This window comes from Arthrobacter sp. NPDC058130, assembly GCF_042884475.1.
GTDB lineage: Bacteria > Actinomycetota > Actinomycetes > Actinomycetales > Micrococcaceae > Arthrobacter.
On record NZ_JBHVTV010000002.1, the window covers coordinates 453873 to 475736 of the forward strand.

The window sequence follows — 21864 nt, forward strand, 5'->3', positions numbered from 1 at the left end:
GGCGTCAAACCCGGGCGGGCGCGTTTGGACGCACTGCAGCCAGACCGCCGTCGGCCAGCCGGCGAAGTTTGGGGACCGGGATCCGGTAGTTGACGGCGGCGGCGGTCCCGTAACCGTCCGGGTTGTCCCAGTGCAGGAGCGCTGACCCGTTCTCCCCACCCGGCTCGCAATAGTCGGGGGCACCCACCACCGGGGTGAAGCCGACCGATTTGAGCGACAGCCCGAAGCCCTCGGTCCAGAAGTAGGGTTGGAAGTTGAACTCTGGTGCTGCATCGCCCTGAAGCAGGCCGACGGCCGCGACCTTGGCCTGGTCGATGGCACTCGTCCACAGGGGAATCCGTTGTACGCCGCGCCGGGTCGGGAAGAAGGCCACGTCGCCGGCCGCCACGATGTCCGGCCGGACCCTCCCGCGGGAGTCGACGCGCAGCGACCCCTCAGTGAGCAGTTTTGAGCCGGTGAGCCATTCAATGTTCGGCTCATCGCCGACGGCGGTGACCACGAGATCCGCCTCGAGTTCGGTGCCGTCGGCCAGGACAACCCTGGCCCCGGCACCATGATCGACAAGACGGGCCTTCCCCCCGAGGAACACGCGCAGTCCGCGCCGGATGGCAGCTGAAGTGAAGAGGTCTGCCAGATGATCGCCAAGCTGACGCGACAGAGGCTTGGCGTCGGAGACGAGGGTGACTTCGCAGCCCACATGCAGGCAACCGGACGCGACCTCCATGCCGAGCGGTCCCCCGCCGATCACGATGACCGAGGGGCGGGATGCGACGCGTTCCTTGAGCAGGACCGCATCCTCGATGGTCCGCAGCGTGAGCTCCCGGGGAGAACTGTCGTGTCGAAGCCCTGCAGCGAGTCGCTTCGCCCGGGAGCCAGAGGCGATGACCAGGCCGTCATACGGCAGCTCGCCACCGCCGTCGAGCCGGACCACCCGGGCCTCGATGTCCAGGCCCGCGGCGTTCACGCCAAGCAGCTCTGTCGCATCGTGGGTCGGCTCGGGCAGTTCGTGGGCTTGAAGACCGTCGCCGTGCAGCAGCGCCTTGGACAGTGCTGGCCGGCTGTAAGGATGGTGCCGCTCGGAGCCCACAACAGTGAGCTCGCCGTCGAAGCCGGCCGAGCGCAGCGAGTCGCAGGCCGTTAGTCCTGCGATGCCATTGCCGACCACCACTATCCTGCGCATGCTCATGCCGCCTCCAGCCGCAGCGCGGCAACCGGGCAGACCCGGACCGCCGCTTTGGCGGCGTCGAGCTCGGTCCCGTCCACGTCAGGGACGTCGATGACCAGCTCGCCGTCGTCGTCGAGGTGCATCAGCAGCGGCGCGGCTTCCTCGCAGAGGCCGTGACCTTCGCAGCGCGGCCGGTCAAGTTCAATTCTCATGCTGCCACCACCTTGACAACCTGGAGCGACTCGAAGCTCCGGGTGATGTTGCTGGGTTCCCGGACCTCGTCGGAGATCGTCAGCGTTTTCACCCTGCGGGCCAGTGCCTCGATGATCGCGTGCGCTTCGAGTTTCGCCAGGCCCTGGCCGGCGCAGCCGTGCGGTCCGTAGCCGAAGGAGAGGTGGTCCACGGGGTTGCGCATGATGTCAAAGGTGTCGGGATTCTCGTAGTGGCGCGGGTCGCGGTTGCCGGCACCGAAGAGGATGCCCACCTGGGCGCCTGCCGGAATCGTGACTCCCCCGATTTCCACGTCGCGGGTTGCCCTGCGGCCCCAGACGTGGACCGGCGCCCAGTAGCGCAGCACTTCGGCAAAAGCTGCGGGGACGAGTTCCGGGTTCTTCCGGACCAGTTCGAACTGCTCGGGGTGCTTGCCGAACAGCGCAACGATGTTCCCGATTGAGGCGATTGTCGTGTCGACGCCCGCCCCCAGGTACTGGTGGATGATGTGTCCCGCAGAGCCTTCAGGGATGTCGCCGCGCGTCTCGGCGTCGAAGATTCCGCGCCCGATTGAGCCCGGCGTGAGGTCTTCGGCGGTGACGGACGAGCACCAGCCGTAGAGCTCACCGGCGATCGGGAAGCTCTCCTGCGTGCGCTGGTTCAGCGGGCCGATGACCTGCATCACGGCCTGGCCCCAGCGCAGCATGTTTTCCTTGACATGCCCGCTGAATCCAATGAGGTCGGCAACGATTTCGATCGGAAAGGCCCGGGCCAGGGAGTCGATGGCCTCGAAGCTGCCGCTGGCGGCGAGCTCGGCGACAAGCCTGTCCGCTTTATCGTCGATGACGACTTTCAGGCCGCGGAGCGCGCGTGGGGTGAGGTTCTGTGACAGCGTGGCGCGGAGTTGCGTGTGCGTGGGCGGATCGGAAGCAAGTGAGGTGCCCTGCAGCGCCTCGTTGACCATGGGGTTGAAGCCGATGCTGGTTGACGAAAAGGTTTCGGGATTACCGAGCGCGTCGCGGATGGCGTCGTAGCGCGTCAGGACGTACAGGTCATTCTTGGGCAGATGGACCACTGCGCCCTGCTCGCGGAGCGAGGCATACGTGGGGTAGGGGTCAACAAGGATGTCGTCGTCCCAGATGTCTTTGTCGGATTCAATGGGTGCAGTCATGATGTTCTCCTTTTGAAGGATCAGTTGGGTGATGGAACAGTGGCGGGGCCGAGGCTGTCAGCCTCAGACGGCGGCCTCGACGGTGGCTTCGGTGGATTCCGAATTGGCATCGGGCGTGGGCGCCGAGGAACGTGCGGAGATGAAGAGGGTAAGAACGGCGGAAAGCGTTGCCGCAATGCCCGCGGCGAAGTACACAGTCTGGAAGCCTTGGCCGAGGGAGGCCCCCGCCACGCCTTGGATCTGCTGCTGGGCGGAGGTGAGTGCACTAACCATGCCGTCGACGGCCTGGGCGGGTGCACCGCTGGCGGTTGCCTGGCCGGAGAACTGCGCAATGACGCCATCCCAGCCTGACAGGTAGCCAAGAGGCGGCACGTGGGAAAGCCCCGCGACGGCTTCGGCCGGCAGCCCTGCCCCACCGAGGATTCCGGCGAGGGGTCCGGCGAAGGCCGTAGCTCCGACTCCGAATGCGATGGCTGAGCCGATGACTGGGCCGAGGGCGAAGCCGAGGTCGCGCAGGAGGTTGGTCGTGGCCGAGGCCATGCCGATGTGCTGCGGCGGAACAGTGTTGATGGCAACGGCGGTGACGGAGCCGACCGTGAGCGCGAATCCGATGCCCAGCAACAGAAGCGGCGGAATGAATGCCGTCCAGGGAGTTCCGCCGAAGGCCTCGGGCGTGCCCAGGGAGAACGTGGACAGCCAATAGCCGGCGACGGCCATGAGGGCGAAGCCCGCGGTGAGCACCCAGCGGGGCGCTACGTGGTGAATGAGCCACCCCACGACGGGGATGAAGGCGAATGCCGGTCCCTGGATGAAGACGAACAGCACGCCGACCTTCCAGGTTTCGGCCAAAGCGAGACCGCCGACCGCGACGCTGGTGCTGAAGCAGATCGCGAGGAATGCGAACATGCCGGTAACTGCGACGATGCCGGTGATGGAATAGGCGCTGTTTCTGAACAGGGCGAGGTGGATGAGGGGCTGCTTGGTGCGCATCTCGGTGACGACGAAGGCGACCAGGAGGACTCCCCCGACGACGTAGCCCGCGATAACTTCCCAGGAGCCGAAGCCAGAGTCAACCGCCTGCACGGTCGCGAAGAGGACTGCAATCAGGCCGAGCGCCAGGGTGAACTGGCCGGGCAGGTCCAGCTTGCGCCCCTCTGCGGCTGCGGAGTCCTTCGCCCGAAGCGCGACGATGAGAACAACGACGGCGACCGCGGCCGCGACGCCGTAGGCCACACGCCAGCCACTGAACGCGTTCGGCGCGCCCGCCCCGGCCCCCGGCACGGTGAAGAGCTGGGCCGTGAGGCCGGCGAGCACGGGCGAGATGACCGCGCCGAGCGACAGGAACCCGGCCCAAGTGGCTATAACCCGTGCCCGGGCGCGGTGGTCCGGGGTGATCGCCGCGATCATGGACAGCGAGATGGGAAAAAGGATTCCGGCCGCGATGCCGCCGACCGCCTGCGCGAAGATCATCATCTCGGTGGTCGGCGCCAGTACAGCCAGGACGGAGCCGACGACGCTTAACGCCGCGCCTGCGTAGAGCAACTTCTTGCGGCCGAACAGGTCTCCGAGGAGGCCCCAGCTGAGCTCGAACACCACGATGCCCATCAGGAACATGCCCGCGATCCAGGTCAGGCCCGCGCCCGAGGTGTGGAATTCCGCGGCGAACGTGCCGCTGAGGGCACCGGGCAGTGCATTGGTGATCTGGGCCAGTGTGACCGCACAGTAGGCGGCTACGAAGGTGGCCCGGACAGAGCCGCGGCTCGACGCTGCGCTCGCCTGCTCAGTGTTGGTTTGACTCATCGATGAAACTCCTTTGTTTCCGGTGGATTCTCCGGTGACGCGCCTGATCTGGTGCCCTGCCGGGCAGGAGCCGGCCAACCGGAGGTAGATGTGGCGTTCCCCACAGTTTGGTATCAAGGTTTACATGATGTCAAGACTATTTACGCAACGTTGGCTTCATGAACACTTCGAAAAAATCACACTGACTATTTCTTTGACACGCTGTAAAGAAATATGTGATGCTGACTACACCGCGACGGAGCGACGGCATGGCCAGGCTCCGCGGCGCCCTGCATTCAGAACCCGAACTTCTAGGGAGAACCCACGTGAGTCACCCCATACCCGCCGAGACCGGCGACGCAGTCCACGCCCCGGCCGGGCCAACCGTCAATACGGTCCTGGGCCCGGTCCCTGCTTCCGACCTGGGGGTTGTCGCGGTCCATGAGGCCTTGTTGTCGGTGCTCCCCGGCGCTCAGTACGCCCCGGACATCTCCATGGACCGGGCGGAGATCTTCGAGGCCCTGGCTGCAAAGCTTGTGGACTTCCGCGGGCACGGCGGCCGGACGATCGTCGACAGTACTGGCATGTTCCATGGGCGGGACCTCAAGCTCTACGAGGCGCTCTCGCGCTCCACCGGCGTACACATCGTTGCGTCCACGGGTCTGGGGCCGGAGGAAGAGCTCGGCGGATACTTCCTGACGCCGCAGACCAACCCGCCCACCCCGTGGCCGGCCGAAAAGTTCGGCGATCTCTTCGGCAAGGAAGTCACTGAGGGGATGGTGGTCCCCCGGGTCGAGCGCCGCGCCGCCGCCGGCATCGTCGCCACCATCGCCGACCGCGCAGGCATGACCCCGACCGAGGAAAGCCTGTTCCGCGGCTCTGCCCGCGCCGCCAAGAACACCGGCGTCCCTGTCTCCATCCGCTTCGGCGCCGACGCCCTGCACGATCTGGACATCGTCCTGGACGAGCAGATCGGGGCCGACCGGGTGCTCGTTGGTGATCTGGACCGCAAGGATGCCGCCGGCTCCGCCGTCGAGGTGGCTGGCCGCGGGGCTTTCGTCGGCATCGACCACGTGGGCCTGAACGACCACTCGGACTACCTCACCGACCGCGATCGCGCCGAACTGGTGCTCGAGCTCGTCAAGGCCGGCCATGCCGACAAGATCATCCTCTCGGGCAACTCGATCGGCGTGGCCAAGGGCCTGCCGGAATACAACCTGCCTTACAGCCACGTCCTGACCACGTTCGTGCCTTATCTCAAAGCCAACGGCCTGAGCGATGAAGACTCCCGGCGCATCCTCGTCGACAACCCGCGCAACCTGCTGACCGTGCGCTAAGCACGCGTCCGCTCTCACCCAACAAGCTTCCGAACCCCTGAGGTGAACGAAATGACCAAGGTCAACACAGTGCTGGGAACCATCCCGGCCGAAGAACTGGAAATCGTGGCGGTCCACGAACACATCGGCTACGGCATGCCCGGGTCAGAACTGGACACCAAGTGGTGGAAGTCGCCGGAGCAGGCCTACGAGGAGACTGTGCCGAAGCTACGGAAATTCCGCGACTACGGCGGCGGCACCTTTGTGGACGCCACGGGCATCTGCAACGGCCGCGACGTCGACTACTACAAGTCCCTGTCCCAGAAAACAGGCGTGCACATCGTCGCCTGCACCGGCTTCGTCGGCGGCGACACCGCCCTGCCGCACTTCTCCCGCGCCACCGTGGACTACCTGACGAAGGTATTCATCCACGAGATCAGGGTCGGCATCGGCAACACGGGCGCCAAGGCCGGGGTCATCAAGGTCGGCGTGAGCCGTGGCGGACGAATGACGGACCTGGACAAGCGCATCTACCGGGCCGCGGCCCGCGCCGCCGTCGTCACCGGCGCGCCGATCCTGACCCACCTGGCCATCGACCCCCAACCGGCGGTGAGCATCTTCAACGAAGAGGGCCTCCCGCTGGACCGCGTGCTGTTCGGCCACGCCGACGACGGCCTGAACGCTCCGATCACCCCGCACGATTGGATCTACGAGCAGGGCGGCCGCATCGGGTTCGACACCTTCGGCTACGACCTCGAACTGCCGGACCCGCCCTTCTGGGGCCGCAAACGCGCCGAACGCATGGAGCACTTCGTCAACCTCGTCAACAAGGGCTACGCGGACAAGCTCCTCGTCTCGGCCGACGCAAATTGCAGTCCGCTGGGCTGGCCGGGCGTGAAGGGCCACACCATCAACTACATCTTCGAGGACATGATCCCCGACATGCGCGCGGCTGGCATCGACGACGCCACCCTCAAACTCCTGCTCGAGGACAACCCGGCCGAGTTCCTGTCGCTTCACGGCTAACCCCGGACAGACCACCACAACTTACCCGTCCCCCAGAAATGGCCCGGGCCAAGAAAGAGTCAAGAAAGAGATGAAACCATGAAGGCTTCGGAAATCAAGAACCTCAACATCGCCATCGTCGGCGCCGGGTACGGCGGCGCAGCGGCAGCCAAGGCCCTGAGCCTGCTCGGCGCGAACGTCAACGTGTACGAGCAGGCGTCCCAGATGCGGGAGGTCGGCGCCGGCATCGGCCTGCGTCCGGCCACTATGGACCGGTTCAGCCGGTGGGGGATCTTCGACGCGATCGCTAAGGTAAGTTCGCCGAGCGACTACTTCGAAATCCTCACCGCCACGGGAGAACCGATCATGAAGGACACGTGGCCTGAGTTCGGCGAGCAGACCCAGACCTACCTCATCCACCGCGGCGACTTTATCGAGGCCCTCCTGGGCGTTCTCCCCGAGGGCATGGTGCATCTCGGCCACAAGCTGGAAACCATCGCGGACAAGGGCGGCCGCTCCGCCCTGACCTTCACCAACGGCAGGACGGTCGAGGCCGACCTGGTGGTCGGTGCCGACGGCATCAAGTCGGTCGTGCGCGAGCAGCTCTTCAGCGTGAAGGGCCCGGTGTTCTCAGGCGAACATGCCTACCGTGCAGTGATTTCCGCCGACGACGCCCACGGCGTGGTGGTCGACGACAACCTCCGGATGTACATCGGCAAGGGCACCAAGGTCTACCTGCTGCCACTGCGCCACCGCAACCAGGTGTCCTTCGACATCACCGCACTGAACCCGGACGGCACGTGGGCGCCCGAGGTCACCAAGGAGGACCTCCTGGCCACCGTGAACGGCTTCGACGAGCGGCTGGTGAACATCACCCGCGACCTCGACATGGACACGGTGAATGTCCGCGCGGTCTACGACATCGACCCCGTCGACACCTGGCACACGGACTCTGTGGTCCTCATGGGCGATGCGGCCCACTCCATGCTCCACCACCAGGGCCAGGGTGCGAACTCCGCCATTGAGGACGCCGGAGCCCTGGCCGACGCCCTGGCCAAGGCTGGCTCGGTCCAGGAGGCACTGGCCCTGTTCCAGGCGACCCGCAAGCCGGTGACGGACGAACTGCAGCGCATTTCGCGGCAGGGGTGGTCCGAGGAAGAGGTCAACGACGTCTTCCCTGGTCAGAAGCCCACGTCCCAGAATCCCGCCAGCGTCAGCGCACCAGCACAGGCGAAGGGCTGAACGCCATGACCATCCACCCTGAAATCGCCAAGATCCTCGCAACCTTGCCGGCACCCGACGGTTCCCCCCTGAACCCCGAAGCCATGCGTGCAGGCGAGGCCGCCCAGGTTCCCCCGCTGGAAGAGCGCCTCCCGCTGCACACCGTCGAGGACGCCACGGCAGTGACGCCATCGGGCGAGGTGCCCGTGCGGATCTACACGCCGGCCGAGGCCGACTCGTTCGGCGTCATCGTTTACTTCCACGGTGGCGCGTTCTTCCTGGGCAGCCTGGACACCCACGACCACGTCGCGCGCTCCCTGGCCAAGGAGACCGGCCACAAGGTCATCTCGGTTGGCTACCGCCTGGCCCCTGAGTCCGCTTTTCCGGCCGGTCTGAATGACTGCTACGGCGTGGTCCGCTGGGCCGCCACGCGGGGCGACAATCTGGGCTGGGACGGGAAAAACCTTGCCATCGCAGGAGACAGCTCGGGCGGCAACTTCGTGGCGGCGGTCGCCGCGAGGGCGCACGATGACGGGTTCTCTGCGATCACGCACCAGATCCTGTTCTACCCGTCCCTGGATCTGGACTTCGACGTCGAGCGGTACGCATCGCTGCGGGAGAACGCCGAAGGATACGGACTGGAGACGGCCGGCTTGTCGCCGTTCAACTCCTTCTACCTCGGGAGCGGAGCAGATCCGGCGGATCCGCTCGTCTCCCCCATCAAGCGCCAGGACCTCGCCGGCCTGCCGCCGGCCCTGGTCATCACCGCCGAGCACGACCCCCTGCGGGATGAGGGCGAGCTCTACGGCCGGCGCCTCAGGGAGGCCGGCGTCGATGCGGTGGTCAGCCGCTACGAAGGGGCAAACCACGGCTTCGTCCAGTACTTCTCCTGGATTCCAGAGTTCTACGGGGCGTTCGAAGAGACTGCCGCTTTCCTGGGCAGGAGCACCGGGCTTAACGGGAGAACAGCGCAATGACCGAGTCAGTCGCCGTTCATCCCCTTGTCTCCCCGTGGGGGAGGTTCGGTCTCTACAGCTTCTTCATTGACGCCCCCGAGCCCGCGATCGTCGATACCGGGATCGCATCCTCGCCCGCCGAAGGCATGGTGCCGGCTCTGGAGGCGCTCGGCCGCCGGCTTGAGGATGTCCGCTGGATCCTGCTGACCCACGGACATATCGACCACATTGGCGGCGCTTACGCCTTGTGGGAGCTCACCGGACGGCGCGCGCAGGTGGTCATCCACGAGGCCGACGCGCCGATGCTGCGCTCGCGCCAGGCGCACGTGGACGAATACCTTGCCGGACGGGCGCAGTACCTTGATGACCCCGACGGCGAGGCGAAGCTGACCGAGGCCACGAATGCCGTCATCTCGGGCGAGATGGAGCCGACGCTGCTGGTGCGGGGCGGCGAGACCATCTCACTCGGCGGCGACTGCACCGTCAGCGTGCACTCGATTCCGGGGCACACCCGCGGTTCCGTGGCATACGTCATTAACGGACAAAACGACGTATTCGTCGGCGATGCCGTGCAGGTCCACGGTGCGGCCAACGGCTTCCCCGGGTTCGTGGACCCGGCCGGCTACCGCGCAAGCCTGCAGTACCTCCGCGACGAGATCCGTCCGCAGCACCTCTACCTGGGCCACCCGTACCGACGCGCGGACGGCGCGCCCTACGGCGTGGAGCTCGACGCCGGGCAGGCCGAGGAAGCGCTCCAGGAGAGCCTGGAGATCGAAGCCCGCGTCAAAGCTGCGGCGTGCGGCTGCCTGACTGCCGGACTGCGGGAAACAGAATCGCCCTATTCGCCCTTCGCACGCGTGGCCGAGGACCTCGGTTACTCCGGGGACCCCACCCTGGAGCCGTCCCCGTTCTTCACGACGCTCCACGGCTACCGCACGACATTGGACCATTTGACCGAAGATGAGGAGATCAACACTCATGGATGACTTCCAGCTACTGAATGCCGGTGGGGAGAAGATTGCCGTTCGCAAGGACCTCCGGGTCCCCATGCGCGACGGCGTCGAGCTCGCCGCAGACGCCTACCACGGCACCGAGGACAAACCGCGCCCCGCGCTGGTTGCGCTGAGCCCCTACGGCAAGGAACTGCAGGCCCTGGCGCTCACCACCCCGCCGCAGCGGCGCCCCAGCCCGATGTGGGACGGCTGCATCGAGGCCGGCGACATCGCACGCATCGTCAAAGAGGACTATGTCCACGTCATCGGCGACCTCCGCGGCTCCGGCCACTCCGGCGGCGAACACATCGGCAACTACAACGCCGGCGGTGTTTCGCTGGGCCAGGACGCGTACGACTTCATCGAGTGGGTCGCCGAACAGCCATGGTGCGACGGCAACGTCGGCATGGTGGGCATCTCGTACTTCGGCTCGATGCAGGTGCTGGCCGCGGCCGAGCGCCCGCCGCACCTGAAGGCGATCTTCGTCTCCGGCGGGCACTACGACTTCTACGAGACCACGTATCACGGCGGCGTCATGTGGTTCATGCCGCGCGCCGCCCGCGAAGGCCGCGGCGGCGACTCCGGCTGGGCCTTCACCGACAACGTCAAGTCCCGCATGATCGAGAAGTACTCTCCGGAAGAGCTCAAGCAGCTCGTCGCCAAGCGCCTGGAGGATCCCGACGTCGCCGCGTGGCCGAACCTGGTCCATGTCCTGCATTACCCGAAGAACCACGAAGCCTGGTTCGACATCGTGATGAACGGGCTCGACGGGGACTGGTACGAGGAGCGCAACCCCATCACCCTGGCCCCGAACATCGATATCCCGGTCTACCTGCAGATCGACCAGGGCCGCGGCTGGACCATGGACGGCACGATCGAGCTGTTCAACGAGCTCAAAGGCCCCAAAAAGCTGGACATCGGCCCCTACCCGCCGATGCAGTCCCGCCCCTTCATCGAGGAGCACGACAAGATGTTCCGGTGGTACGAGTACTGGATCAGGGGCATCGACAACGGCGTCATGGACGAACCCGCCGTCAGCGTCTTCGTGGAGGGTTCCCGTGAGGTCGTGACCGCCGAGGCGTGGCCGCCGAAGGACATCGAGTACAAGTCCCTCTACCTGCGCCCCCGCCACAAGCTGTCCACCGAGCCCGAGCCGATGGGTGCGGAGTACGCCGCCCCGGACGGCTTCTACCAGGCGCCGCTGACTGTGACCGACAAGGTGGAGATCATCAGCTGGTCCACCCCTGTCTTCGAGGAGGCCACGGAGCTGATCGGCGCCGGCGCCGCGCACATCTTCGCCGAGATCGACCAGCCGGACACCAACTTCATCCTGCGCCTGTGGGACTACTCCCCCAACGGCAAGCGCCAGCTCATCACCAGCGGCTACCTCAAGGCCTCGCACCGCGAGCTCGACGAGCGGACCACCGAAGGCAGCCCGCACCACCCGCACACCCGTGCCGTGCCTGTGGAGCCGGGGACAATCGAGGAGTACGTGCTGCGCCTCTACCCCTTCGCGAACACCTTCAAACCCGGTCACACCCTGACCGTGGAACTGTCCAACGGCGAGCCGCTGGCCGACGAGCACAACGCGCTGCTGCCGCCGGACGCCTTCCACCTGCCCGTGGGCCGTCCCGTCACCCACAAGATCTACCGCGACGCCGCCCACCCATCCCGGCTGGTCCTGCCCTTCACCGCGCGCAAGGCTGAGTAGCTTTTTGAGGACTGCTTCGCCCTCGCCACAGTAGCCCGGGCTCCTCATCTCAGAGAGTCGGGCAGCGTGGAGACCCTCAGGTCGAAAACGATAGGTGGGCCGGATTTCCCGGCCCACCTATCGCATGAATCATGCCGACCCACAGCTCCCCCGCAACCCGTTCAGTACAAGAAGTTTTAGTACAAGAAGATTGGCAGCCAGTCCCGGTTATGAGCGTGCACCAGCGCGAGGAACAGGACGAAGTCGAAGATCAGGTGCACTGACACGACGCAGGTGAAGGACTTCGTCAGCCTGAACGTGTAGCCCTGCAGCAGCGCAAAAGGGAACGTCAGGAGCGGTCCCCACGCCTGATAGCCGATCTCCCAAAGGAAGGACGAAAAGACCACAGCTTGCAGGACGTTGGCCAGCCAGTCAGGAAAGTGCTGCCGCAGCAACGTGAACGTGGTGCAGATGAAGAACAGCTCGTCCCAGATGCCAACGGCGTTCACTCCGAGGAAAAGCCGCCAAAAGATGGTCGGATCGGACGCATCGGGCCAGTTCTGGTACACCCCCGTGCTGATCAGGTACACGGGCAGGATGAAGTATCCGAGCGCTGCCACGCCGACCAGGTACAGCTTCGCGGCCAACGGCCACTTGCGGCCCGTGTTCACCGGGAACCTGATGATGTTCTCGCCGTAAACGAACCGGGACACCAGCCACGGGACCAGCACGGCCAGGGCGAGGGCACCACCCATGAGGACCATGTGCTGGATGCTCAAATCTGCGTTCAGCGGAACCAGGCTGACGGTGAAAATCCCGGCCCCGACCAGCGCGAGGTGCCGCATCAACGCGCGGTCAATGAAAGCCGCCGTGACCAGGCCCATGGCGAGCACGCTGTAGCCAAGGAGGTCATTTTCAACGCCAAACAGCAGCACTCCGGACGCCGATACAAGCGCTGCCGGCACCAGCTTCCAACTGAGCGCGGTCCGGGGAGTCTCTGTTGAGATCGTTGACACCCCACAAGCATGCCAGTGCCGTCCGTGGCTGCGAAACGGTTCAGGGGCACTGACCTTGGGCCGCGGGCGGCTGGCTCGCCGGTTCACCCCTGGAAGTGCGACGGCGGCACGCGCCGGAAGTCTCGTGCCGCCGTCGTACGCCTTACCCAAACCGGAACGGTGCAGCTCAGCCCGTGACGCCGGCCAGAACCCGCTCACCGTTGAAGAATTCAAGCTCCCAGCCGTCAACGGCATGGTGGTGGGCCAGGTTGAGCACGGCATTGTCGATGCTTTCCAGCGTGCGGCCAATGGCGAGACTGAGGCTGACTCGCAGAAGCGTGCCGTGGGCGACGGCCAACACGCGCTGGCCGCGGAACTCCTCGGCCAGCGCTTCCAGCGCCGCCAACCCGCGGCAGGCCGCCTCGTCCTCGCCCTCCGCGCCGCGGAATCCCCCGGGGATGCGCAGCGCGTCCAGTTCGGGCCCGGCCTGCAGCCCCTCCGCCGGTCCGAAGCTTCGCTCCGCGAGTTCCGGCACGCGCCGGGCCACGCCGAGCCCCAGCCCGTCGGCAATCAGGTCGGCCGTTTCGGCGGCACGGCTCAGCGGCGAGGACACGATCGCATCCCACTCGTAGCCGGACAGGACGGCGACGGCGTCGCGCGCCTGGCCGCGGCCGACGTCGTTCAGCGGAATGTCGGTGGAACCCTGCAGACGGCGCTGCGCGTTCCAGTCCGTCTGGCCGTGGCGGACGAGGGCAAACGTCGTAAGGGTCATGCCGTCCATTCTGCCCTGACAGCCGGCAGGCTCCGTCATCAGTGTGTCAGCACGGCGAAATTATCCCGCGGTGCCCGCCTGCGCGGCGTAGGTGGTGGCCCGGTCACGGACCTGGTTCACGTACGACTCGGACTGGTTGTAGGCGTAGATGGCGTCGGACCAGCCCCCTGCGGTGGTGAGGTCACCGCCGCGGGCGCACAGGTACGAGGCGGCGGTCAGCGCGGCGTCGTCGATGCTAAACGGGTCGGCTTTGCCGTCTCCGTTCCCGTCCCGCCCGGCGAGCTGCCACGTGGAGGGAATGAACTGCATGGGACCGACGGCGTGGTCCCAGCGGGCGTCGCCGTCCAGGGCACCGGCGTCGGTATCGGGGATCGCGGCAAATCCGTCGCCATTGAGGCTGGGGCCAACAATTGGTCCGCTCGCCTCCCCGTTGGCGGTCAGGCTTCCGCCGCCGTACGTTCCGTGGGCTGTTTCGACGAAGCCGACGGCCGCCACAGTATTCCAGCCGATCCCGCACGTGGGAGCGGATTCATTGGCCGCACCGGCCGCAGCCACGTAGGCCTGCAGCGCGCGGGCAGGGATGCCGGTCTGCGCGGCGGCCTGGACGAGCCACTGTGCGTCCGCGCTCCGGGTGATGTTCACCGCGGGGACGACGCCGCCGGGCAGCATTGCGAGTTTTGCCTCCGCCCGCGGAGGCGCGGGCAGGGCACCGCGGGTTTCCGCGCCGGAGAACCGGAGAGCCCAGAACAAGAACCCGGTGATGACGCAGAAGACGAAGAGACCGAGGACCACAAGGCGTTTCAGGCGCAGCACGGACTAGTGTGACCTGCCGCGGACCGCGGCGACCCGCTGATCCCTAGCCGTGCGGAAATTCGCCCCGACGCCGGATGCGTTGAAGGCCATTGCCCTAGCCGACACACTCGACGCAGTAGGCGTGGCCGTTCTTTTCGCGCGCGACTTGGGACCTGTGCCGGACCAGGAAGCAGGAGTAGCAGGTAAATTCGTCCTGCGCCTGCGGGATGACCTGGACAACAAGCTCCTCCGCGACAATTTCCCCTCCCGGGCTGATCGCGTCGTCAAAGGCATCGGCTTCATCCAGCTCACGGACAACGCTGCGGGCATCCGGGGCGTTGGCGGATTGCAGCGCCTGCAGGGAAGTATCCTGCGACTCCTTGACGTCGGATCGGACTTCGTCGTAATCAGTTGCCACGGGGGTGACTCTCATTCCTATGTTTAGTTCTAACGGGAAGCCAACGTACACCATTGCGCGCCTCGCTGCGGGATATGAACCGCCGCACCCGCGCCGCGGACCTCCGGGCGAGCGGAAGGCGGACACTACTGGCCGGGGCGCGATTTTCCTGGACCCTTGCCGGGAGGCCACGGGACAGGGTTTTCGGCGAAAGCTTCCCGGGCCAGGCGCGCGAAGCCGGCAAGAAGGACTGATGGGTCGTCCTTCCAGGATGCAAGGAACACAGATATCAGTGGCGCGTCGCGGACCGGCCTGTAGACAACCCCGGGCCGCTGGTACTGTGCAGCGGTCGCCTCGGAGGACATGCCCATGGCCTTGCCTGTGGAGATCAGCGTCAGCCAATCGTCTACACCTTGGACGGGCCGCAGCAATGGAGGCTGGGACTCCTGGCCCCAAAGGTCCCCGGCCGTGGTTCCGGTCCGGCTGTCGACGGCAACGCTCCGCCCGGCAAAGTCCGCCATGCGCAGGAACCGCCGGCGGGCCAGCGGATCCGTCGCGGCCACGGCGGCCACCCGCCGTTCTGTACCGATCAGCGTCTCCGTGAAGCGGGGGTCATTGAGCCGGCGCCGGACGACGGCCACATCGACGGATCCGTCCGCCAGTCCGGCCGCCGCGGAGTTCGACTGCACCCAGATCAGTTGCGCTGCCGGGTTGCTTTCCTCCCAGCGTCGCTGCAGCGTTATGGTCCGGCTGCCCAGCGCAGACCAGGCGTAGCCCACCCTCAGCTCACCGGCATGATCCCTCGCAGCCTCCTCGAGCAACTTGGCTTCATCCAGGACCCGCCGCGCATGTTCGATGATCCGGGTGCCGGCCGCTGACGGGGTCACGCTGCGCGTCGTCCGCTGGAAAATACGCACTCCCAGCGTGCGTTCCAGCGCCGCAACAGATCGGGAGATGCTTGCCTGCGACGTGCCCAAAGTGATCGCTGCGTCGGTGAATGTCCGGGCATCGTCCACGGCCACGAGCGCCCGGAGATGGCGCAGCTCAAGATTCATACGGTCATCGTATAGAACCGCCACCGCAAGCATTTATTGGTTTGAAGATTTCGCCCCACACTTTGGATTATGGAGGCATACACAGAGGACGGCCTGGGCCCCGACCGCCGGCCGGCACAATCCCAACCGCGGATACTCGGCGGCCTGCTGACCATGACGGGCAGCGGCGTCAGCAACCAGATCGGCGCGGGCATAGGCGCCCACGCGTTTCCGGCGCTCGGGCCCGCGGGGGTGGTCGCCGTGCGCCAACTCGTTGCCGCCGCCGTGCTCCTGACCGCCGCCCGCCCGCCCCTCCATCGCTTCACCTGGAAACAGTGGTGGCCTGCGCTCCTGCTGGGCGGAGCGATCGCCCTGATGAACATCTGCCTCTACATCGCGATCCAGCGCATCGGGCTGGGTCTGGCCGTCACGCTGGAGTTCCTGGGCCCGCTGGCCATCGCCCTGCTGCGTTCCGGTTCCAGACTGGACCTGTTGTGCGGGCTGAGTGCCGGCGTTGGCGTTTACGTTCTGGTGCTGCCGGGACCCTCCAGCGATTTCCTGGGCATTGGAATCGCCACGGCCGGGGCCGCTTGCTGGGCGGCCTACATCATTTTGAACATGGTCGTCGGGCAGCGGCTGCCCGGCCTCCAGGGACCGGCAGCCGCAAACCTCGTGTCCATGGTGTTCTACCTGCCGGTCGCCGCCTATCTGTTCTCCGCCGGGTCCCTCACCGGCCCGGCGCTGCTGTTTTCGGTCCTTGCCGGCGTGCTGTGCTCGGTCATCCCCTACGCCGCCGACCTGATGGCGCTCCGCCACGTGCGGCCGGCTTTCTTCGGCGTGTACATGAGCATCAATCCCCTTCTCGCCGCCCTCTCTGGAATGATCGTCCTGGGACAGGTCCTCGCCATCCATGAATGGCTGGGCATCGGCTTGATCGTCGCGACGAATGCCGCGGCCATCCTGCTGGCTGGCCCTGGCAGGCCGCGTTCGCAGCGGTCCCTGAAATGACAGGACCCGCTCCCCGCCTCGCGGGGCGGGGAATCGCATATTTCGGCTCCACCGGCTAGGCTTGGTTGTAACTTCGTCTGACAATCAGCGGAGGCTTGATGCGGCACTTGCTCGAAGGCGGACCCGATGAAGCACGAAAATCCATCCACCGGCACGGCCCCCTTCCTGCCCGCGGCGTTGCCTGCAGCGGGCGGCGTTGGCGGACTCTCCCCCGCGGCGTCGGTGTCCCGCCGCGATGCCGTCATGAACGAAATCCGCCGGGGCATCGTGTCGGGGTCCATCAAGCCCGGCGACAAGCTCACCGAGGTGAAGTTGTCGTCAATGCTGAACGTCAGCCGGCCCACCATCCGCGAGGCCCTGACCCAGCTCGCGCAGGAGGGCCTGCTCATTCAGGAGCCGTACCGCGGGCTGAGGGTCGCCACCCTGGACCCCGCCGCAATCCTGGACATTGCCCGGACACGGATGGCGCTGGACATGCTGGCCGCCGCATCGATCCTGGAGGACACCTCGGGCAGGCGGATGCAATTCGTCGAGGCGAGCTGGGCCGCATACGACAAGGTCGCGTTCCACCCGGACCCCGTGGTGCTTCACGAAGCCCACATCGCGTTCCACCGCAATATCTGGGCGGCGTCAGAGAACGCGCTCCTGCTGCGCCTGTGGCCCGTCACGGAGGCTCATCTGACCATTGCCCTGGCGCAGGACCAGGCCACGCGCGCTGACCCTGCCCGGGCCCACGAAGTGCATGAGCAACTGGTCAAGGCACTGCGGTCCGGCGACATGCAAGCCATCGAAGCGGCATTTACCACCCACACCATGGACAGCGCACAGCAACTGATCGCATTGCTGGGCAGTGAGGATGCAACAGCATGAAAGTACTGGTCATCGGCGCAAGCGGACGCCTGGGAACAGCCGCCGCCACAGCACTCCGGGAACGGCACGAGGTCATCGAGGCGTCCCGCACGGGCGATGTCCGGGTGGACCTTTCGGATGCGGCCTCGGTCGGGAGCATGTTCGAACAGGTCGGCAAGGTCGACGCCGTGGTCGCCTGCACCGGCGCTGTCCCGTTCAAGCCGCTCTCCGACCTCTCGGAGGCAGACTTCACAGACGGCATCATGGACAAGGTCGTCGGCCAGGTCAACCTCGTCCGGCTGGGCAGCCCCTACGTCAACGACGGCGGATCGTTTACCCTCACCACCGGCGTCCTCGCCCGCGAGCCCATCCAGACCGGTGTCGTCGCTTCCCTGGCCAACGGAGCCCTCGAGTCCTTCGTCATGGCCGCGGCGGCGGAGCTCCCCCGTGGGATCCGCATCAATGCGGTGAGCCCGTCGGTCCTGGAGGAAGCTACCGGCTACCACAGCTACTTCCCCGGCTTCGCCCGGATCCCGGCCGACGAAGTAGGCCAGGCCTACGTCAAGTCCGTCGACGGAATCCAGACCGGCCGTATTTTCACCCTCGGCTGAGATCCGGATCGGACAGGGGAACGTCGCCGTTCCCTTCGTTTTCCAGAGGACGACGGCGGCGGGTCACCTTTCCAAGGCTGACCCGCCGCCGTCGTCCCTCCAGTCCCGGCGAAATTCAGGCACTGCAGGGGCCAAAGACTCGTAACGCCGCGGGCTGCTGCCGCGGATCCAAGAGCCGAAGACTCACGCCATGGGTGCCCGAGGAGTTGCCCGAATCGGGGCGCCTTCACCGCGTTCCGTCGCGGACCTAAACTGTTGGACGATCAATTGGCGAAGTTCGCTCGTGGCCTGAGAGTGGTCTGATGCACGGACTATCAGGGACTCCAGGCGGGCCAGGTCAAAGGATTCCGCAAGTTGGTAATACTGCACCGAGGGCCGGGTTTTCGCTGCGCGGCTGGGCACAAGAGCCACGCCCAGCCCTCCAGCGACAAGATCTAGAATCAGCTCGTAGTTGTCCGCTCGCGCCACGATGTTTGGGGTGAATCCCGCGCGGGCGGCCGCCAGTTCCGTGATGGCCTGGAATCCAATGGCGGGTCGGGAACTGACCCATGCGGCCGTTGCAAGATCGCGCATGGAGGCGGGGCCGGGCCCCGCGGCCAGGCTGGCGGGAGCTGCCAGGACGAAGGGCTCTTTTCCGAGTTCCAGCACGTCCAGGCCGCTCATGTCGGGAGCCTGCAGGCCGAGGTATCGATTGACCAGCGCGAGGTCAACGTCGCCGTTGCTCACGGCGGGGAGGGCGGTTTCGGGCTCCATTTCGTCAAAAGTCACACGGACTCCAGGGTGTCTCCGGGTGAAAGCGGCGATGCCTGGAATCACGAATCGTGAGGCTCCTGTATGGTAGGCGGCTACCCGGAGCCGGCCACCTGAAAGCCCGGCCACTTCCTGGACCGCCTGTTGGGCCGTGTCCATCTGGGTGAGGATCCTGCGCCCGTGATCGGCCAGCTCCGCCCCGGCCGCCGTCAACCGAACGCTCCGCGCGCTCCGCTCAAGGAGCGTGGCACCCAGCTCCCGTTCGAGCTTAGACAGCTGTTCCGAGGCGGAGGAGGCGGTACAGCCTGCAGCGGCCGCGGCGGCCGAAATGGAACCCAGTTTGGCAACGCTGACGAGGAGCGAGAGGCGTCGAATATCTAGCATCGGAAAATCCGTCAAGTTCTGTTGGTATTTGATGGTTGTACCTAGCCTACTCGACGGGGTCTCATGGATGAGGCACATCGGAGCGGCCGCGGCTAAGTGGCTGCGCGCGGGTGGGGTTAAGCGGTCCCGAACCGGGCAACGCCTTAGAAATACCCCGATGTCCACTGTGCATCACGGAGGCCGTGATGCTAGGAATCAGCACGGCCGGCGGCCTGCAGAAAGGCAAAGATGCCTCCAATAACTGAAGTCCGGCCTGTCTCGCTGTCGTTCAGACAGCAATTGTTCCGGGTGAAGCCACTGCCGAGTGACACTGAGGAGAAAGGGAGTCCGCTTCAGCGCAGCATCGGCTTTTTTCAGCTGACCTTGATCGGCGTCGGTGGGACGATCGGCACCGGAATCTTTTTCATCCTCTCTGAGGCGGTGCCGGCTGCCGGCCCTGCTGTCATTTGGTCCTTTGTGATCGCAGGCATCGTCGCGGGGCTCACCGCCATCTGCTACGCCGAGTTGGCGGGCAGTGTGCCGGTGTCCGGTTCCTCGTATTCATACGCCTACAGCACGCTTGGTGAGCTCCCCGCGATGGGTGTGGCGGGGTGTCTGTTGTTGGAGTACGGGGTCTCCGGCGCAGCAGTCGCGGTGGGCTGGTCGCAGTATGTCAATCAGCTTTTGGAGAATCTGTTCGGTTTCGGCCTTCCGGTTGCTCTTTCGTCTTCCCGAGAAGAAGGCGGCATAGTCAACTTGCCGGCGATGATTCTCATCGCAGCCTGCGCCTCGTTGCTGATCCGCGGAACCAGGGAATCGGTCCTGGCGAACACGGTTATGGTGCTCGTGAAAATCCTGGGCCTAGCGTTCTTCATCGCCGTCGCGTTCACGGGATGGAACGCTGATCACTTTACGAATTTCACTCCGAACGGATTCAACGGGGTGATGGCTGGATCCGGTCTCATCTTCTTCTCCTTCGTCGGGCTGGACGCAGTCTCAACGGCAGGCGAGGAGGCGAAGAATCCCCGCCGGAATCTGCCCATCGCTATCCTGGCAGCCCTCATCGTCGTGACCGCGATCTATGTCCTGGTCGCAGTCGCTGCTCTCGGGGCGCAGGAATCTTCACGATTCGAAGGACAGACGGCAGGTCTTTCCGCCATCCTCGAGACGATCGTCGGAGCATCCTGGCCCGGGACCGTCGTGGCCGCCGTCGCGGTGCTCTCGATTTTCAGTATTTCCCTGATCGTCTTGTTCGGACAGACCAGAATCCTCTTCGCCATGTCGCGGGATGGGCTGGCACCGGAGATCTTCCAGCGCGTGAGCACCCGCAGCAAGACCCCCGCGGCCAACACCCTCATCGTGTCCGCCTGCATGGCACTCGTGGCCGGCCTGCTCCCCATCAGTTTCCTCGCTGAAATGACGAGCATTGGAACGCTGGCGGCATTCATCGTTGTCTCAGCCGCCGTCATGGTTTTACGGCGACGGGAGCCTGGGCTGGAGCGTAGCTTTAAGGCGCCACTGCATCCGCTCATCCCGGTTCTTTCGATCGCCGGATGCCTCTGGATCGTAAAAGATCTCCGCCCGATCACCATCCTCGTATTCACGGTCTGGGTCGGCGCAGTGCTGGCCTGGTATCTGCTCGTCGGACGGAAGAACTCAATGCTGGGCAGGGGAATGGCGGCCGATATGAACTGACGCGCAGCCCCGGGCGCCCGGAAGGGCATCACTTTTACGAACGGAAACAATCAAGACCGCACCTTGGCGGCCAGGGACTCCCGGCCGGACAGGTGAGGCTGAAAACGAAATTGCAAGGAGCACGTTTTGACCATCGAGCGAGACATTCAGGGCCCACGCGAGGGATCCGACCTTCCGCGTTACGCCGGCATTGCGACATTTGCCCTGCTGCCACGGATCGACGAAGTGGAACACGCGGACATCGCGGTGGTGGGCATCCCCTTCGACTCAGGAACGAGTTTCCGTCCCGGAGCGCGGTTCGGTCCCGCACACATTCGTGAGCACTCCCGCCAGCTTCACCCCTACCATCAGATTCACGAAACCTTCCCCTTCCGCAACCAGCAGATTGTCGACGCCGGCGACTTCGGGGTTAATCCCTACAGCATCGACCAAGCGGTGGAATCGATTCATGCCAAGGCTGAACGCTTGACTAGCCAAGGCACCCGAATCCTGGCCCTGGGCGGCGACCACACCGTCGCCCTGCCACTGCTGCGCGCGGCTGCTTCCGCCCACGGCCCCCTGGCTGTTCTCCACTTCGATGCCCATCTCGACACTTGGGATGTTCTGCACGGTGCCTCGATCTGGCACGGGTCCCCCTTTCGGCGGGCGGCCGAAGAGGGCCTGCTTGACCTTGAGCACTGCCAGCACGTGGGGATCCGCGGAGGCGTCTACGATCCCAGCGAACTCGAGGACGACCGCCGTGCAGGATTCGAGATCATCCGTTCCGAGGAATTCCAGGAGCGTTCGATGCAAAGCATCGCTGCTCAGATCCTCGAACGCCTGGGTTCCGGTCCTGTCTACATCTCGATCGACATCGATGTGCTCGACCCGGCTCACGCACCGGGCACGGGAACCCCGGAAGTCGCAGGCATCAACACAAGGGAGTTCTTCTCTGTGCTCAGGCGTCTGAAGGGCCTCAACATCGTGGGCGGCGATGTTGTCGAAGTTGCACCTGCCTATGACCACGCCGGTGTGACCGGGCTTGCCGCAGCTCACACGGCGTGGGAACTCCTCACGTTGATGGGGCTCTCCGCTACCGGAGACTGAACGCCTC

At 65.6% G+C, this 21864-nt stretch carries 21 protein-coding genes; 11 read left to right on the top strand and 10 right to left on the bottom strand.

The annotated features are described in order from the left end of the window. Positions 1 to 4: 4 nt before the first annotated feature. The 4 genes from ACFVTM_RS06205 to ACFVTM_RS06220 all read right to left on the bottom strand — a co-directional run bounded on the left by ACFVTM_RS06205 (position 5) and on the right by ACFVTM_RS06220 (position 4346). Positions 5 to 1186 (bottom strand): NAD(P)/FAD-dependent oxidoreductase, encoded by a 1182-nt coding sequence (locus ACFVTM_RS06205; RefSeq protein ID WP_390202513.1) that lies wholly within the window; start codon positions 1184 to 1186, stop codon positions 5 to 7. Next, complete coding sequence (locus ACFVTM_RS06210) at positions 1183 to 1377, bottom strand: ferredoxin (RefSeq protein ID WP_390202514.1); 195 nt, start codon at positions 1375 to 1377, stop codon at positions 1183 to 1185. The genes ACFVTM_RS06205 and ACFVTM_RS06210 overlap by 4 nt, the downstream gene beginning before the upstream one ends. Next, positions 1374 to 2546 carry a cytochrome P450 gene (locus ACFVTM_RS06215; protein WP_390202515.1) on the bottom strand — a complete coding sequence of 391 codons (1173 nt, stop codon included), beginning with the start codon at positions 2544 to 2546 and terminating at the stop codon, positions 1374 to 1376. The genes ACFVTM_RS06210 and ACFVTM_RS06215 overlap by 4 nt, the downstream gene beginning before the upstream one ends. Before the next feature lie 63 nt (positions 2547 to 2609). Further along, complete coding sequence (locus ACFVTM_RS06220) at positions 2610 to 4346, bottom strand: MFS transporter (protein ID WP_390202516.1); 1737 nt, start codon at positions 4344 to 4346, stop codon at positions 2610 to 2612. 305 nt (positions 4347 to 4651) lie between these two features. On the opposite strand from ACFVTM_RS06220, the gene ACFVTM_RS06225 reads away from it, so the two are divergent. From ACFVTM_RS06225 to ACFVTM_RS06250, 6 genes are all read left to right on the top strand, one after another. Continuing rightward, positions 4652 to 5662: a phosphotriesterase gene (locus ACFVTM_RS06225; RefSeq protein ID WP_390202517.1), complete on the top strand. Its 1011-nt coding sequence runs from the start codon at positions 4652 to 4654 to the stop codon at positions 5660 to 5662. Positions 5663 to 5713: 51 nt separating this feature from the next. Continuing rightward, complete coding sequence (locus ACFVTM_RS06230) at positions 5714 to 6667, top strand: phosphotriesterase (protein WP_390202518.1); 954 nt, start codon at positions 5714 to 5716, stop codon at positions 6665 to 6667. A gap of 78 nt (positions 6668 to 6745) precedes the next feature. Beyond that, the gene (locus ACFVTM_RS06235; RefSeq protein WP_390202519.1) at positions 6746 to 7888 is read left to right on the top strand and encodes an FAD-dependent monooxygenase; all 1143 of its coding nucleotides are present in this window, start codon (positions 6746 to 6748) and stop codon (positions 7886 to 7888) included. 5 nt (positions 7889 to 7893) lie between these two features. Then, entirely contained in the window at positions 7894 to 8844 is a 951-nt protein-coding gene (locus ACFVTM_RS06240) for an alpha/beta hydrolase (RefSeq protein WP_390202520.1), read from the top strand. Beyond that, positions 8841 to 9809: an MBL fold metallo-hydrolase gene (locus ACFVTM_RS06245; RefSeq protein WP_390202521.1), complete on the top strand. Its 969-nt coding sequence runs from the start codon at positions 8841 to 8843 to the stop codon at positions 9807 to 9809. The genes ACFVTM_RS06240 and ACFVTM_RS06245 overlap by 4 nt, the downstream gene beginning before the upstream one ends. Next, entirely contained in the window at positions 9802 to 11526 is a 1725-nt protein-coding gene (locus tag ACFVTM_RS06250; RefSeq protein WP_390202522.1) for a CocE/NonD family hydrolase, read from the top strand. Before ACFVTM_RS06245 ends, ACFVTM_RS06250 begins: the two co-directional genes overlap by 8 nt. A 176-nt stretch (positions 11527 to 11702) precedes the next feature. Here the strand turns inward: ACFVTM_RS06250 and ACFVTM_RS06255 are convergent, their stop codons facing one another. The 5 genes from ACFVTM_RS06255 to ACFVTM_RS06275 form a co-directional block, all read right to left on the bottom strand. Beyond that, positions 11703 to 12521 (bottom strand): CPBP family intramembrane glutamic endopeptidase, encoded by an 819-nt coding sequence (locus tag ACFVTM_RS06255; RefSeq protein ID WP_390202523.1) that lies wholly within the window; start codon positions 12519 to 12521, stop codon positions 11703 to 11705. 166 nt (positions 12522 to 12687) lie between these two features. Then, positions 12688 to 13272 (bottom strand): histidine phosphatase family protein, encoded by a 585-nt coding sequence (locus ACFVTM_RS06260; RefSeq protein ID WP_390202524.1) that lies wholly within the window; start codon positions 13270 to 13272, stop codon positions 12688 to 12690. 60 nt (positions 13273 to 13332) lie between these two features. After that, positions 13333 to 14085, bottom strand: a complete 753-nt coding sequence (locus tag ACFVTM_RS06265; protein WP_390202525.1) for a lytic transglycosylase domain-containing protein — start codon at positions 14083 to 14085, stop codon at positions 13333 to 13335. A gap of 94 nt (positions 14086 to 14179) precedes the next feature. After that, positions 14180 to 14482 carry a DUF4193 domain-containing protein gene (locus tag ACFVTM_RS06270; protein WP_390202526.1) on the bottom strand — a complete coding sequence of 101 codons (303 nt, stop codon included), beginning with the start codon at positions 14480 to 14482 and terminating at the stop codon, positions 14180 to 14182. A 125-nt stretch (positions 14483 to 14607) separates the two neighbouring features. Further along, positions 14608 to 15516: a LysR family transcriptional regulator gene (locus ACFVTM_RS06275; protein ID WP_390202527.1), complete on the bottom strand. Its 909-nt coding sequence runs from the start codon at positions 15514 to 15516 to the stop codon at positions 14608 to 14610. A gap of 69 nt (positions 15517 to 15585) precedes the next feature. On the opposite strand from ACFVTM_RS06275, the gene ACFVTM_RS06280 reads away from it, so the two are divergent. The 3 genes from ACFVTM_RS06280 to ACFVTM_RS06290 all read left to right on the top strand — a co-directional run bounded on the left by ACFVTM_RS06280 (position 15586) and on the right by ACFVTM_RS06290 (position 17963). Further along, positions 15586 to 16503, top strand: a complete 918-nt coding sequence (locus ACFVTM_RS06280) for a DMT family transporter (protein ID WP_390202528.1) — start codon at positions 15586 to 15588, stop codon at positions 16501 to 16503. 126 nt (positions 16504 to 16629) lie between these two features. Beyond that, on the top strand, positions 16630 to 17373 hold the full coding sequence (locus ACFVTM_RS06285) for a GntR family transcriptional regulator (RefSeq protein WP_390202529.1): 744 nt from the start codon (positions 16630 to 16632) through the stop codon (positions 17371 to 17373). Next, the gene (locus ACFVTM_RS06290) at positions 17370 to 17963 is read left to right on the top strand and encodes a short chain dehydrogenase (protein ID WP_390202530.1); all 594 of its coding nucleotides are present in this window, start codon (positions 17370 to 17372) and stop codon (positions 17961 to 17963) included. The genes ACFVTM_RS06285 and ACFVTM_RS06290 overlap by 4 nt, the downstream gene beginning before the upstream one ends. Positions 17964 to 18146: 183 nt before the next feature. Here the strand turns inward: ACFVTM_RS06290 and ACFVTM_RS06295 are convergent, their stop codons facing one another. Beyond that, positions 18147 to 19097, bottom strand: a complete 951-nt coding sequence (locus ACFVTM_RS06295) for a LysR substrate-binding domain-containing protein (protein WP_390202531.1) — start codon at positions 19095 to 19097, stop codon at positions 18147 to 18149. A gap of 228 nt (positions 19098 to 19325) precedes the next feature. On the opposite strand from ACFVTM_RS06295, the gene ACFVTM_RS06300 reads away from it, so the two are divergent. After that, positions 19326 to 20771 carry an amino acid permease gene (locus tag ACFVTM_RS06300; RefSeq protein WP_390202532.1) on the top strand — a complete coding sequence of 482 codons (1446 nt, stop codon included), beginning with the start codon at positions 19326 to 19328 and terminating at the stop codon, positions 20769 to 20771. A gap of 126 nt (positions 20772 to 20897) precedes the next feature. Next, positions 20898 to 21857 carry an agmatinase gene (speB, locus tag ACFVTM_RS06305; RefSeq protein ID WP_390202533.1) on the top strand — a complete coding sequence of 320 codons (960 nt, stop codon included), beginning with the start codon at positions 20898 to 20900 and terminating at the stop codon, positions 21855 to 21857. The last annotated feature ends 7 nt before the right edge of the window (positions 21858 to 21864 follow it).